Annotated in this window: 16 protein-coding genes; 8 read left to right on the top strand and 8 right to left on the bottom strand. The window is 65.6% G+C overall.

Annotated features, from left to right (window positions below):
- Positions 1-101 precede the first annotated feature (101 nt).
- A complete protein-coding gene (locus MTR72_RS32405) occupies positions 102-1,499 on the bottom strand; it encodes a carotenoid oxygenase family protein (protein ID WP_341511825.1) in 1,398 nt (465 codons plus the stop codon).
- Between the two features lie 104 nt (positions 1,500-1,603).
- Between MTR72_RS32405 and MTR72_RS32400 the strand changes: the two genes are divergently transcribed.
- A complete protein-coding gene (locus MTR72_RS32400) occupies positions 1,604-2,323 on the top strand; it encodes a TetR/AcrR family transcriptional regulator (RefSeq protein WP_341511824.1) in 720 nt (239 codons plus the stop codon).
- Between the two features lie 318 nt (positions 2,324-2,641).
- Positions 2,642-3,202 carry an SET domain-containing protein gene (locus tag MTR72_RS32395; RefSeq protein ID WP_341511823.1) on the top strand — a complete coding sequence of 187 codons (561 nt, stop codon included), beginning with the start codon at positions 2,642-2,644 and terminating at the stop codon, positions 3,200-3,202.
- A 139-nt stretch (positions 3,203-3,341) separates the two neighbouring features.
- Here MTR72_RS32395 and MTR72_RS32390 read toward each other — a convergent pair whose 3' ends face one another.
- The gene (locus MTR72_RS32390) at positions 3,342-3,740 is read right to left on the bottom strand and encodes a hypothetical protein (protein ID WP_341511822.1); all 399 of its coding nucleotides are present in this window, start codon (positions 3,738-3,740) and stop codon (positions 3,342-3,344) included.
- A 34-nt stretch (positions 3,741-3,774) separates the two neighbouring features.
- Positions 3,775-4,005: a hypothetical protein gene (locus MTR72_RS32385; RefSeq protein ID WP_280969956.1), complete on the bottom strand. Its 231-nt coding sequence runs from the start codon at positions 4,003-4,005 to the stop codon at positions 3,775-3,777.
- A 101-nt stretch (positions 4,006-4,106) separates the two neighbouring features.
- On the opposite strand from MTR72_RS32385, the gene MTR72_RS32380 reads away from it, so the two are divergent.
- On the top strand, positions 4,107-4,928 hold the full coding sequence (locus MTR72_RS32380) for a helix-turn-helix domain-containing protein (protein WP_341511821.1): 822 nt from the start codon (positions 4,107-4,109) through the stop codon (positions 4,926-4,928).
- 69 nt (positions 4,929-4,997) lie between these two features.
- Positions 4,998-5,663 carry a DsbA family oxidoreductase gene (locus tag MTR72_RS32375; RefSeq protein ID WP_341511820.1) on the top strand — a complete coding sequence of 222 codons (666 nt, stop codon included), beginning with the start codon at positions 4,998-5,000 and terminating at the stop codon, positions 5,661-5,663.
- A gap of 5 nt (positions 5,664-5,668) precedes the next feature.
- Here the strand turns inward: MTR72_RS32375 and MTR72_RS32370 are convergent, their stop codons facing one another.
- Positions 5,669-6,838: a GNAT family N-acetyltransferase gene (locus MTR72_RS32370; RefSeq protein ID WP_341511819.1), complete on the bottom strand. Its 1,170-nt coding sequence runs from the start codon at positions 6,836-6,838 to the stop codon at positions 5,669-5,671.
- A gap of 192 nt (positions 6,839-7,030) precedes the next feature.
- Here MTR72_RS32370 and MTR72_RS32365 point away from each other — a divergent pair, with 192 nt between their 5' ends.
- Together MTR72_RS32365 and MTR72_RS32360 are read left to right on the top strand one after the other, a co-directional pair.
- On the top strand, positions 7,031-7,459 hold the full coding sequence (locus MTR72_RS32365) for a YeeE/YedE family protein (protein ID WP_341511847.1): 429 nt from the start codon (positions 7,031-7,033) through the stop codon (positions 7,457-7,459).
- Between the two features lie 5 nt (positions 7,460-7,464).
- A complete protein-coding gene (locus MTR72_RS32360) occupies positions 7,465-7,932 on the top strand; it encodes a DUF6691 family protein (protein ID WP_280969960.1) in 468 nt (155 codons plus the stop codon).
- 86 nt (positions 7,933-8,018) lie between these two features.
- On the opposite strand, the gene MTR72_RS32355 is transcribed toward MTR72_RS32360, so the two are convergent.
- From MTR72_RS32355 to MTR72_RS32340, 4 genes are all read right to left on the bottom strand, one after another.
- Positions 8,019-8,345 (bottom strand): hypothetical protein, encoded by a 327-nt coding sequence (locus MTR72_RS32355; protein ID WP_341511818.1) that lies wholly within the window; start codon positions 8,343-8,345, stop codon positions 8,019-8,021.
- 111 nt (positions 8,346-8,456) lie between these two features.
- Positions 8,457-8,927, bottom strand: a complete 471-nt coding sequence (locus MTR72_RS32350) for a PaaI family thioesterase (RefSeq protein WP_280969962.1) — start codon at positions 8,925-8,927, stop codon at positions 8,457-8,459.
- The gene (locus MTR72_RS32345) at positions 8,924-9,520 is read right to left on the bottom strand and encodes a bifunctional transcriptional activator/DNA repair enzyme AdaA (protein WP_341511817.1); all 597 of its coding nucleotides are present in this window, start codon (positions 9,518-9,520) and stop codon (positions 8,924-8,926) included. Before MTR72_RS32345 ends, MTR72_RS32350 begins: the two co-directional genes overlap by 4 nt.
- A gap of 88 nt (positions 9,521-9,608) precedes the next feature.
- Complete coding sequence (locus MTR72_RS32340; RefSeq protein ID WP_341511816.1) at positions 9,609-10,013, bottom strand: hypothetical protein; 405 nt, start codon at positions 10,011-10,013, stop codon at positions 9,609-9,611.
- 153 nt (positions 10,014-10,166) lie between these two features.
- Between MTR72_RS32340 and MTR72_RS32335 the strand changes: the two genes are divergently transcribed.
- Positions 10,167-10,400, top strand: a complete 234-nt coding sequence (locus tag MTR72_RS32335; RefSeq protein WP_280969965.1) for a hypothetical protein — start codon at positions 10,167-10,169, stop codon at positions 10,398-10,400.
- A gap of 13 nt (positions 10,401-10,413) precedes the next feature.
- On the top strand, positions 10,414-12,450 hold the full coding sequence (locus MTR72_RS32330; protein WP_341511815.1) for a pyrroloquinoline quinone-dependent dehydrogenase: 2,037 nt from the start codon (positions 10,414-10,416) through the stop codon (positions 12,448-12,450).
- The last annotated feature ends 3 nt before the right edge of the window (positions 12,451-12,453 follow it).

Raw genomic sequence — 12,453 nt, 5'->3', positions numbered from 1 at the left:
ATCGTGCCGCATGACACGCGGTCGAATGGATTCCGGGCTCGCGCCAAGCGGCGCGCCCCCACCGCACTTGCGCAACGTGGAGTGACGGGAGGAGGGGGCATCTAGGCCGCCCCAACCCAATTGCCGTGAAAACCGTCGGGGACGCGATGGCCGAGCTGCACCAGCGCGACCGGGCCGGCCTCGACATCGGTGGCGTTGAACACCGCGAGGTCGCTGCGGTTGTCCCGCGCGCGCCAGACCACCGCGAGCAGCCAGCCATCGCCTTCCTGAGCATCCCTGGATCGTTCGACGAACACCGGCTCGGAGATGGTGTCACCGGGCGGCAGCAGATAGTGTCCGAGCCGGCGGCCATTGCCGTCGACATGGGCGATGCCGGACAGCGCGCCGAACATCGGCAGCCTCGGATTGGCGCAGGCGTACCAGCCGTGACGGCTCTTCAAGCCGGCGCGGCGATCGTCGATGCGGGGGAATTCGCCAGTGAGGTCGTCGAGATACATCTGTTGGAAGCGGTCGGTATTGCCGTCGAGATCGAAAGTCCAGCGGCAGTGGCGGGCGCGCGACTTTTCCGGATCCGTCGGCCGTCCGTCGGGATGCGGAAACAGCGGCGCCTCCTCGAACCGCATGACGTCGGCGACGATGCGGTTGCCGTCCTCCCACGCATTCATCACGTGGAAGACGTAGCAGGCTTCAGCACGAAACCAGACGATCTCCTTCGACGTGCCCTTGCGCTTCATCACGCCGACATAGGCGCCTTTCTCCGGCTCCCAGGCGTAGGGCGGCCGCCCTGCCATCGCGCGCTCCATGCTGCCGGTGAGCGGCAGGATCGGAAACAGCACGTGGTTCTCGGTGACGATGAAGTCGTGCACCATGCTGGCATAGGGCGCCTCGAACCTCTCGAAGCGCGTTGCTCTGCCTGATGCATCGATCGATCCGTAGGAGAGGCTGGCCGTGAGCGGCCCGGCGGCGTTGTAGCCGAAGAACACCAGTTCGCCAGTGACCGGATCGATTTTCGGATGCGCGGTGAAGGTGCCGACGACGCGGCCCTGGTAGTTGCAATAGCCGCGCGTGGCCAGCGTGCCCGGTTCGATCTCGGTCGGCAGATGCGCCTCCTCCAGCGCGAGCAGCTTGCCGGCATGGAAGATGATGTTGGTGTTGGCGACGCCGCCGTCGGTCAGATGCGCCGGCGCATCCGGCAACTTGCGGCCGAAGCCGCCGAACAGCGCGCGGCCGGCATCGTGCTCGGCCTGCCATTTCGGCGTGCGGACCCAGCGATTGCGGTAGCTGGCGCGGCCGTTTTCGAGGTGAAAGGCGTGCAGCATGCCGTCGCCGACGAACCAGTGCGCACCGGGAGATTCGAATTGCGGGTTGGGGCCGTTGCGATAGAGCGTGCCGTTCAGCTCGCGCGGCAGCTCGCCGACGACCTTGAGGAAGGGTGCGTCGGCCTCGAACGGGATCGGCGCGAGATTGTTGCGGCGCTCTGCGAAGGCGTCCTGCTGCACGGCAAGTCCTCCAATCTTTACATCGTAAAGATCAGATAGGCCGAGTGAAGATCTCGGTCAAGCGAAATCTTTACACTGTCAATATTGCGTCATATAGCTGAGGCATGGCCAAAACCGACACCAAGACCAGGACTGAAACAGCGCGCCGCGCGCGCCGGACGTCATCCGCCGGCGGACGGCCTCGCCGCACCGCCAGCGCGAAGACCGAGACGCCCTATCATCACGGCGCCCTGCGCGAGGCGCTGCTGCAGGCGGCCGAACGGGTGCTGGAGCGCGACGGGCTCGCTGGCCTGACGCTGCGCGCGGTGGCGCGCGAGGCGGGCGTGTCGCATGCCGCACCCACGCATCATTTCGGCGACCTGACCGGCCTCGTCAGCGAGCTCGCGGCGATCGGCTTTCGTCAGTTCAACGAAGCGATGGCCTCGTCCTGCGCGGCCGCGGCGACGCCGCCCGAACGCATGTTGGCGCGGCCCAAGGCTTATGTCGCCTATGCGCAGGCGCATCCCGGCATGTACGGTCTGATGTTCCGCGCCGAACGGCTCGACTATTCCAAGCCTTCACTGCACGAGGCCGCCGAGGCCTCCTTCGCCGGGCTCGCCAACGCCATCGGCGCGATGCGGCAGGAGCAGATCAGCGGCGATGCACTGACGCTGGACCAGGGCGCCGCGATCGCGCGGGCCTGGTCGATGGTCCATGGCTTCACCACGCTGCTGCTCGATGGCCGGCTCGAGGACATCCTCGAGCGGCTGCCCAAGGGCACGACGACCGAAGGGCTGCTGGAAGCCATGCTGAAGTCGACGGTGGGCCCGAAGTTCCCCACGTGACGCCGCGATCCCAGCGCATCCTGGCGAGCTCGCGCGGCTCGCCGGCCTGACGGCAGTCTTTTGGCGCGGCCGAGATATACGTACTGCCCAGAGATTGGGCGCCGGCGCGATCGAGCACGGCGCAAACCGGCAGCATGGCCAAGCAACCGAATGTGACAACGCCTCATGACGAAGCGTCGTCTTCTGGAACTCCATCCGTCAGACGGTTCATTGTGGGGAAGGTTCAAACAGACCCTGACAGGGGCGCTGAATCGTTCTAGAAGAGCGGCTTCGCTTCGGCCTATCCTCGCCTCGTTTGTGTTGTCGCTTCTCTCGATCATGCCAGTCATCTCGTCCAGCAAACCTTATCGCGTCGGCCGCTCCAAGACCGGACTCGGTCTTTTCGCCACCAAACCGATCAAGAAGGGGACCCGGATCATCCGCTATTTCGGACCGATCCTGGACTCGCGCATTCCCGAACACGACGAGATTGAGAACAAATACCTGTTCGAGCTCAACGGCCGCTGGACCATCGATGGCTCGGTGCGCAAGAACGTTGCGCGCTACATCAATCATTCCTGCCGGCCAAATGCGGAATCCGATGTGCGCCCGCGCGAGCGCAAGGTTTTTATCCGCGCCATCAAGAACATCGAGCCGGGCGACGAGATCAACTACGACTACGGCACCGACTACTTCAAGGCCTATCTGAAGCCGATCGGCTGCAAGTGCGAATCTTGCGAGAAGAAGCGCAAGAAACTGCGCGCCGAGGCACGGGCCGAGCGGGCCAAGGTGAAGGCGCGTGCGGAGCGCAAAACCAGGCAGGCTGGCGCGAAGGCTGGCGCCAAGAAGAAGCTCAACGGCCATGCCATCGGCAAGGCGAACGGCCGCGCGCGAGCGTAGCCGTCAAGTCCGCTGTCATTCCCCGCGAAAGCGGGGAATCCAGTACGCCGTAGCCTGTCCGCATACGACTACCGTCTCTGGAATACTGGGTCGCCCGGTCAAGCCGGGCGACGACTAGCAGTTGTGATGCGGTCAAGCGTCACGCCGCCACTACATTCCCGCTCTTCCGCAATCCCACATATTGCAGCTCGGCGAACACGCCGGTCGCGATCGCCTGCGCAACCACCATGAGCTCGCCGGCAATGTTCGGGGACACGGCTCCTGAGAACAGGAGCGCAATACTTGCGACCGTCCAGACTGCATTGCCGATCACGACCAGGAGGACGAGCGACCTCGGCACGGATGCGCGGGCGGCGAGCCAACCGACCAGCGCGGTGTAAGCGATCAGGAACAGGCCTGTTTCGCGCAGCAGCACTTCGGGCAGGTTGAAGAGCGCTGCGAATGCGCCGGCGCCGAAGGTGAAGCCGAGGGCGGCGACGCCGCTGAAGACAGCATCGGCCAGGAGCGCGCGGCGCAGGAATGTGGATGGGTCGATCATCTTGGTTCTCCTTGGGTTGAGGCTTCCGGGAAAATCAGTGCAGGCCGCGCCACCAGGCGCGGATCAGGCGGGCGAGACGGAACGGGCAGAGGCTTTTGCCTACGCCGTGTTCGAAGGCGGCCACTTGTGCGACGACGTAGTCGCCGGTCGAATGCACCAGCGGCTCCGGCATGTTGAGGCCGCGCGCGAGCATCCGGGTTGCGAACGTCACACCCCAGGGTACGAAGTGGTCTGCGAAGGTGCGGTAGAGCAGCAGCGCGATCATGGTCATCTCCTGTTGCGAGCGAAGATGCGCCGGTGCGATGCCGAATTCGATTACCTCGCGGGTAATGGATGGGACGAAATCCGCGTGCTAGGTTTTCGACCATGAACGCACACGCATCCACCGCACACACCGAACGAAGCCAGCCGATCCATATCGGCGATCACTTGCGCGATTGGCGGCAGCGCCGCCGCATGAGTCAGCTCGATCTCGCGGGCGAGGCCGAGATCTCCGCGCGGCACTTGAGCTTCGTCGAGACCGGCCGCGCCGTGCCCTCGCGCGAGATGGTGCTCAAGCTCGCCGAACGCCTCGACGTGCCCTTGCGCGAACGCAACGTGCTGCTGGTCGCGGCCGGCTACGCGCCGGCCTTTCCGCAGCGCCCGCTGGAGGATCCCGCCTTGAAATCAGCCCGCCAGGCGATCGACCTCGTGCTCAAAGCGCATGAGCCCAATCCCGCGCTCGCGGTGGACCGGCACTGGAACCTGGTGTCCGCCAACCGCATGGTGGCGCCGCTGCTCGACGGCATTCCGCAGCGACTGCTCGGCCAGCCCTTCAATGTGCTGCGGCTCGCCTTTCACCCGGAGGCGCTGGCGCCGCGCACGGTCAATCTCGCGGAGTGGTGCGGGCATCTGCTGGAGCGGCTGCATCGGCAATGCGAGGCGACCGCCGATCCCGAATTGATCAAGCTCTACAATGATCTCAAGAGCTACCCGATTCCGGCGCGCGCTGGGCCGCTGTCGAGCGACAATGTCGCGATCCCCTTCAAGTTGCGCCACGAGGGGGAGATACTAAGTTTCTTCTCCACCACCATGGTGTTCGGTACGCCCGTCGACATCACCCTGTCGGAGCTGGCGCTGGAGACCTTCTTTGCGGCCGACGAGCGCACCGCCGAACGGTTGAAGCAGATGGCGGCAGGTATGACCTAGCGCACCTTGCCTCGGCGCGGGTTCGGCTTATCTTCGGGCAAACCCTTGAAGTGCCCGAAGGAGGCGCCCATGAGCACGCTGAAACCGCTCCAGATCGACGTCGTCTCCGATGTGGTGTGCCCGTGGTGCTACATCGGCAAGCACCGGATCGAGAGCGCGCTCGCGCTTGTTCCGGACGTGCCGGTCAAGCTCAATTTCCGCCCGTTCTTCCTCAATCCCTGGGTGCCGCGCGAGGGCATCAGCCGCGAGGACTATCTCACCACCAAGTTCGGCTCGGTCGAGGCCTATAAGGGCATTGCCGGCCGCGTCGTCGCAGCGGCGAGCGAGGAGGGCCTCGTCTATCGGCCCGAGCTGGTCGCGCGCCAGCCCAACACCATCGACTGCCATCGCCTGATCCTGTGGGCGGAGGCGATCGGCAAGGCGCCCGAAATGAAGCAGCGCCTGATGGAGCTTTATTTCCGCGACGGCGGGGACCTCACCGACGTGAACGTGCTGGTGCAGGGCGCCGCCGATGTCGGGCTCGATGCCGAGGACGTGCGGCGGCGCCTCGCCACCGACGAGGACGTTGCGCGCATCTCGGCGGATGCACAGGAAGCAGCGGACAAGGGCATCTCCGGCGTGCCGACCTACGTGTTCGCGCAGAAATATGCCGTCTCCGGCGCGCAGGATCCGAACCTGCTCGCGCGCGCCATCCGCCAGGTGTCGGCGGAGATCAACGCGCAGGCGGCGGAATAGCTGTCTTACTTCCGCAGCAAGCGAACAGCGCGTCGTGCCGCTGCGGAGGCGGCACCATGCGCCACCAGCGCTGCGTGAATGAGCGCCACGACCGGATCGTTTCGCCTCAAGGGGATCAGCACGTCGCCGATCGCGAAGCGGCCGCGCCAGATCGGGTTGATCATGGGATGGTCGGCGTTGGCAGTGGAGTCGGCGCTCGCGATGGCGGGATCGGCGCAGAGGTGGCGGGTGAGCTCGACCGTGAGCTGCACGCCGGGCGAATATTTTGCAAAGCGCTCGTCGACGCCGAGCTTGAAGAAGAAGGCACGGTCCTGATGACGCAGCACGATGCCAGCGGCGACCGGAGTTAAGCCGGCGCGCAAGCTGACGATCTCGCATTGCGCGGTTTCCGCGAGCGCCGGCACGGCGCGGCGGATGAACGTTGCATCGCCCGCATCCTGGATCAGCGCGGTGCCGCGCTTGCCTTTCCAGCCGCTGGCTTCGAGTTGCAGGAAGGTTTCGAGCGCCGGTCCGATCTCGTCAGGCTTGCGTGCCACCTCGAACACGACAGGGCCGTGCTCCGCGAGGCGATGGCGCTGACGGCGCAGCTCCTTGAGCTTCTTCGTGCCGAGCGCCTCTTGCAGCAGCTTTTCGCCGTCCTGCGTCGCGTCGAGCGCGGCACGAACGTAGGAGCTCAGCACGCGCGGCTTCAGACCGGTTCGGGCCAGCACATTATCGAGCGATGTCATCGCCGCGCCGTGGAGCGCGACGTCGCGCAGGATCAGCGCATGCGCGACGGCATCGCGTGCCTGCTGGAGCAGACACGCGGCAGCCTCTGCTGAGTAGTCGCGGTCGATCAGCGGGCTGCACAGCGTGCCGTAGGGATGGGCGCTCACCAGCGCGGGCAGGGGGATCTTCCATGCGTGCCAGAGCGAGATCACCGGCATCAGCCCGATCAGCCGCTTTGATGGAGCATCGAACGCGCGCAAGGCCATCGCACCGGTGCGGCCCTGCGCTGTCGCGCTGACGGCGAGCTCCCAGGCGGGCAGGTAATAGCCATTCGGCTCGATCGCCTGCTGGGCAAGCGCGCGCCATTGTCCGATATCGACGGAGGTCAGTGGGACGAGCGCGCGCGCCGGTACGGCATCCATTGCGGATGCCGGATTGATCGCAGCCTGGTGCGCGATGTCGACCACGTCCCGTCGTCCCCGTTCACGCCGGCAAAAGCCGGGTCACGCGGCCATGCTTAGCGTAAAGATTGGAAAAATACCGTTGGGACGCCGTTTCAATTCGAGTGATATTGTTAACGTCTCATTGAGCATCCGCCCGGCAAGCCGCCGGATGCTGCGATGGATGCGCAAAGAGTGCTCTCGATCCGGAGGATCAACATGATCGCAACGCCTTTCACACCGATCGCTTCGCTCCTGGGCGGGGCGTTGATCGGTCTGGCCGCCGTGCTCTTGATGTGGGCGACGGGACGGATCGCCGGCGTCAGCGGCATCGCGGCGCGCCTGTTTCCGCCTTATGAGGACCGCGAATTCGCTGGCCGTCTCGCCTTTGTCGCAGGCCTCATTGCCGCCCCCGTCTTGGTGCGGCTCGCCACCGGCAGCCTGCCGGCGCAGACGATCGAAGCGGGAACGACGGCCCTGATTGTCGGCGGACTGCTCACGGGCTTCGGCACGGTGTGGGGCAGCGGCTGCACGTCCGGCCACGGCGTCTGCGGCCTGTCGCGGCTGTCGGTGCGCTCGCTGGTCGCCACCATCACCTTCATGGCGGTGGGGATGGCCACCGTCTTCCTGATGCGGCATTGGAGCTGACGGTGATGGCCATCCTCGTTCAATTCGCAATCGGTCTGATCTTTGGCCTCGGCCTCATCGTCTCCGGTATGTCCAATCCGGCAAAGGTGCTGAACTTCCTGGATGTCGGCGGCATCCCGGGAGGGACGTGGGACGCGAGCCTCGCTTTCGTAATGGCCGGCGCGGTCGTCGTGACCTTCATCGGCTTCAACCGTGTCTTGAAGCTCGCGCGGCCTTTCTTCGCCGAGCGGTTTTACGTTCCGACGCGAACGGATGTCGATCTGAGAATTGTCGCCGGTCCCGCCATCTTCGGCGTCGGCTGGGGGTTGGTGGGCTTTTGCCCGGGGCCGGCGCTGACTGCGCTCGGATTTGGCTCGGCGTCCGCCTTCATTTTCGTCGCCGCGATGTGTGCCGGCATGGTGCTGGCCCGCTTCATCGCTCACCTGCCGTCGTTGACGCGCTTCGTCACGCCGCCCGACCCGCTCGAAACCTGACCGACAGTTAGAAGGTCAGTCATCCGACACCATGACATGGAAGGGACCGGGCAAGCATGCTTGCCCGGTCCCCAAGTCAAGTGCGATCAATAGCGGTCGGTGCCGACGCCCACGCTGACGCCGGGGGCGCGGATGCCGACGCCGGCCCGCGGTCCTTCATCCCAATCGCGATAGGTGCGACGCTCGTAGTAGCGATCGCGCGGCATTCTGGCATAGGAGTCGCGCACGATCACGCGCGAGCCGCCACGGGTGCGATAGCAACGGCCGGCATCGTCGCAGACGAGCCGTACCTCTTGGATGAGATCAGGATTGGTGTATTCGCTGGTCGTGTAGAAGTCCGCGGCCTTCGCGCCGCCTGTTGCGGCCAGTGCTCCGACGCCCGCCAGCAGCGCAATCGTGAACGTCCTCATCATCTCCTCCTCCGGTACTGCCCTCGGCGGTAACAAGAAGAGGAGGCGACGTTCGTTCCGGCCGGTATTCATGTTTTTCCCGGAACTGGACCTCGCGCCGATGGGTTCCCGCATTCAGGCGGGGAAGATGAGACACGTCGTCGTGCCGTGGGCGAGCAACCGACCCTTGGCGTCCGTCACGCGCCCATCGGCCGTTCCGATGCGACGGCCGCAATTCAAGACCTTGCCCTCGGCCCGGACCAGGCCGGTCTCCGGCGTGATGGGACGCACGAGAGAAATCTTGAACTCAAGCGTCGTCTGGCTGATCCCCTTGTCGAGGGTCGACTGAATGGCGAGCCCCATGCAACTGTCGAGCAGGGTAGCCGTGAGGCCGCCATGGACCGTGCCGGCCGGGTTGAGGTGAGCGGCCGTTGGCACAAGCGCGACGACGACGCGACCGCTCTCGGCCTCCACCACATCATAGCCGAGCGTCTGCGCGATGGTGTTGAGAGGTAGAGCTCGCCTCGCAAGGCCCTGCACGAACTCAAGGCCGCTCATTTGCTTCTGTTGTTCGGGAGTGACCGTCCCGTAGATCCTGGTGGTCATCGTGATCTCCCTCGACCGTTTTCGAACTTTGACGTTCTGGCCGTTCTGCGGAACGCCGAAGGCGGACGGCCGTAGAGGCGCGTGAAAGCCATGCACATGCGTCGCGTGCTCGAAAAGCCGGATCGTTCCGCAACAGCGGCGATGGGAAGATCGGTTGCATCGATGAGGCGCTTGGCGCGCTGGATGCGGAGCGACAGCGCCACTTGCAGCGGAGACGCATCGAGGTGACGGGCGAACAGGCGCGCCAGATGGCGCGGGCCAACTCCGAGCCGTTCGGCCAGCCGGCCCACGCTGCTGCGGTCAAGCTCACCGTTCTTGATGAGCATCAAGGCACGTTCGACGGTTGTCCTGGTGCCCTTCCACGCAGGGCAGAACGGCGCCGTTTCGGGACGGCATCTGAGGCAGGGCCGGAAGCCGGCGTGCTCGGCAGCGGCCGCGCTACGATAGAATGTCACATTGCGAGCGAGCGGCGTGCGCGCCGGACAGACGGGACGGCAATAGATCCCGGTCGTCTTGACAGCGACGAACATGACGCCGTCCAGCGCGGCGTCGCGGCGGCGAAGGGCTTCATATCGTCCATCGAAGTCGAGCATGGAGCCGCTATAGCGCCAGCATTTTCGCGGTGCGAGTCCGATACGGTGACCACGTCCGAAAACGTCCGATGTGCCGCAAGGCAGTCCGCTAGATCGGCTCGTAGGTCTCCGACGCACAGATGTCGTCAGGTTCGGCGCGGCGCCGGTCGACCACCTTTCCGCCGGCGATCGTCACGATGTACGTCTGGATGCCGAGCGCCGTACCGGTGGCGGAGGTGAGCTGCGCGCGGACACAGGCCGTCCAGCCCGGTCCACGCACTTCGTGATGGGGCGGGGCGACACGAACCTCGCGAGGATAGGATGTCGTCAGGAACACCACGTCAATCTGTTCGCGCACCACGCGCTTGACGTCCGGGGCCGGTTCGGGTGGCGGCTGTTCGGCCTCCTTCATGCGCATGAACTCGGGCACCGGGGCGCGGCTATCGGCAAAGCCGCACGCGCCGAGCGCAAGTGCGCCGGCGAGCAGCGCCACCCGAGCAACAATCCGCAACATTCGTGAAAATCCCCCTGCGGGCCAACACATAGGTACAAATGCGACCCGGCGAAGCCCCCGCCGATCAACATTTGCTGAAGTCGGCAGGCAAGCGGGATTTGCTATTACGGGATTGCGGGCTAGTTTGTACCCCAGACGAGGGGGATTGCGCCAATGAGGATCTTGGTCATTGCGGCCGCGGTGTTGGTGCTGACGGCCGCCTCGGCGCAGGCCCAGATGGGCGGCGGCCGGCGCCAGCCCGGCAATGATGCCCCCAAGGCGGACAACAAACCCAAGGTCGACGAGAAGGCCTACAAGGCCGCGCTCGAGCGCATTCCCGAGCCCAAGGACAAGTACGATCCGTGGAGCGGGGCACGCCCGGGCGATCCCGCAAAGAAATCGAAATAACGCGGGGTGGGCGTTGCCGAGGCGCCTGCGATATCCAGTCGGCCTGATCGCGCTTCTCTTGCTTGTGGCGCGGCCATGTTCGGCCTGGGAAAGCTGGGGTGGCGATGCCGGCGGCTCGCGCTTTTCGCCGTTAGGGCAGATCACGCCCGACAATGTAGGCAATCTCGTTCGGGCATTCGAATTCCGCACCGGCGATCTCGCGGCTCGCCCTCCCGAGTTGATGCGGCGAACGAAGTTCGAGGCGACGCCGCTGTTCGTCGAGGACAGCCTGATCTTCTGCTCACCCTTCAACGAGGTGATCGCGCTCGATCCCGGCACCGGCGTGCAGAAGTGGCGCTACGATCCGAAGATCGCCACTAATCAACGTCCTGCCAATCGCTATGTCTGCCGCGGCGTCACCTACTGGATCGACGACAAGGCGCCTGCGGATGCCGCCTGTCGATCGCGCATCTTCATGGGTACGAATGATGTCCGCCTGATTGCGCTCGATGCGAAAACAGGAGCCCCGTGTGCCGATTTCGGCAATAGCGGCGAGATCAGGCTCGATATCGGCACGGCGCTGGAATGGCCCGGCGAATTCCAGATCACCTCGCCGCCGGCGATTGGCCGCGGTGTCATCGTGGTCGGCTCTGCGATCGGCGACAACCGCCGCGTCGACGCGCCGAGCGGTGTGGTGCGTGCGTTCGATGCGCGCAGCGGCCAGCCGCGTTGGACGTTCGAGCCACTCAAGCGCGACGGCATCGCGGCCGGACATGCCAATGTCTGGGCGCCGATGTCGGTCGACGAGGCGCGCGGGTTAGTGTTCCTGCCGACGTCCTCGCCGTCGCCGGACTTCTGGGGCGGCAGGCGTCCCGGCAACAACGAGCATGCCAATTCAGTCGTCGCGCTCCGCATCGAAACCGGCGAGCTCGTGTGGGCGTTCCAGACCGTGCATCACGACGTCTGGGACTACGATCTGCCGGCACAGCCGACGCTGACGCGGATCGATACCGGTGCCGGTCAGCGCGACGTCGTGATTCAGCCGACCAAGCAGGGTTTCGTCTTTGTGCTCGACCGCGACACCGGCAAGCCGGTGTGGCCGGTCGAGGAGCGCGCCGTGCCGCAAGGCGGTGCCGAGGGCGAAAGGTTGTCTCCGACGCAGCCGTTCCCGACGCATGTGCCGGCGCTGACGTCGCAGACAATCTCGAACGACGATGCACTCTCGCTAGTGCCGGGCCTGCGCCGCTCCCCTTGCGAGCGGCAGTTCGCGGAGGCGCGCAACGAGGGACTCTACACACCGCCGTCGGTACACGGCACGCTGGAGTTTCCCTTCACTGGCGGCGGCGTGAACTGGGGCGGCGCAGCCTTCGATCCGGCCCACCAGATCCTCTACGCCAACACCAGCCGCGCCGTACATCTCGTCAAGCTGATCCCGCGCGCAGAAGCCGCCGGATTCAATCCGCCGCCCGGACATGATTTCGGCCGGCAGCAGGGCGCGCCGTTCGCGATGTCGCGTGCGGTGGTGACGTCGCCATTCGGGCTGCTCTGCAACAAGCCGCCCTGGGGCGAGATGGTCGCGGTCGATCTGAAGGCGGGCAAAATCCTCTGGCGTTCGACGGTCGGCACCACCGAGGATCTGGCGCCGCTCGGCGTGCCGCTTCCCTGGGGCGCGCCGCTGGTCAACGGGCTTGCGGTCACCGCAGGCGGTCTCGTCTTCACCGGCGCGATGGATGCTTATTTGCGCGCGTTCGATGCGCGAAGCGGCAAGGAGCTGTGGCAGGGCCGGCTGCCGGTACCCGGTGTCGCAAACCCCATGACCTATCTGTGGAAGGGTGAGCAGTATGTGGCGATCGGCGCCGGCGGTCACTCCGAAGCCGGCACCTCGATCGGCGACAGCGTCGTCGCCTTCCGCCTGGCGCGGCCGGGGGAGGCGGCGTCACTGTGGTCGCGCACCGTCGATCGTCCCGGCGGACGATTCCAGGCGGCATCGTCAGCGATCGTGCTTGCGATCATCGCCGTGGTGATCGCGGGCCTGCGCTGGCGCCGCAAGCGTCGTATCAAGCAGGCATGATGG

The organism is Bradyrhizobium sp. ISRA442, assembly GCF_038085055.1.
Lineage (GTDB): Bacteria > Pseudomonadota > Alphaproteobacteria > Rhizobiales > Xanthobacteraceae > Bradyrhizobium.
Note: the sequence above shows the minus strand (reverse complement) of the source record. Positions and strands in the feature narration are given on the sequence as shown.

Excerpts from the sequence above, each read along its gene's own strand:
- MTR72_RS32380 (WP_341511821.1), top strand. The coding sequence starts at position 4,107 with ATGAACGCACACGCATCCACCGCACACACCGAACGAAGCCAGCCGATC.
- MTR72_RS32400 (WP_341511824.1), top strand. The coding sequence starts at position 1,604 with ATGGCCAAAACCGACACCAAGACCAGGACTGAAACAGCGCGCCGCGCG.
- MTR72_RS32345 (WP_341511817.1), bottom strand. The coding sequence starts at position 9,520 with ATGCTCGACTTCGATGGACGATATGAAGCCCTTCGCCGCCGCGACGCC.
- MTR72_RS32365 (WP_341511847.1), top strand. The coding sequence starts at position 7,031 with ATGATCGCAACGCCTTTCACACCGATCGCTTCGCTCCTGGGCGGGGCG.
- MTR72_RS32340 (WP_341511816.1), bottom strand. The coding sequence starts at position 10,013 with ATGTTGCGGATTGTTGCTCGGGTGGCGCTGCTCGCCGGCGCACTTGCG.
- MTR72_RS32375 (WP_341511820.1), top strand. The coding sequence starts at position 4,998 with ATGAGCACGCTGAAACCGCTCCAGATCGACGTCGTCTCCGATGTGGTG.
- MTR72_RS32355 (WP_341511818.1), bottom strand. The coding sequence starts at position 8,345 with ATGATGAGGACGTTCACGATTGCGCTGCTGGCGGGCGTCGGAGCACTG.
- MTR72_RS32350 (WP_280969962.1), bottom strand. The coding sequence starts at position 8,927 with ATGACCACCAGGATCTACGGGACGGTCACTCCCGAACAACAGAAGCAA.
- MTR72_RS32395 (WP_341511823.1), top strand. The coding sequence starts at position 2,642 with ATGCCAGTCATCTCGTCCAGCAAACCTTATCGCGTCGGCCGCTCCAAG.
- MTR72_RS32385 (WP_280969956.1), bottom strand. The coding sequence starts at position 4,005 with ATGATCGCGCTGCTGCTCTACCGCACCTTCGCAGACCACTTCGTACCC.
- MTR72_RS32390 (WP_341511822.1), bottom strand. The coding sequence starts at position 3,740 with ATGATCGACCCATCCACATTCCTGCGCCGCGCGCTCCTGGCCGATGCT.
- MTR72_RS32360 (WP_280969960.1), top strand. The coding sequence starts at position 7,465 with ATGGCCATCCTCGTTCAATTCGCAATCGGTCTGATCTTTGGCCTCGGC.
- MTR72_RS32335 (WP_280969965.1), top strand. The coding sequence starts at position 10,167 with ATGAGGATCTTGGTCATTGCGGCCGCGGTGTTGGTGCTGACGGCCGCC.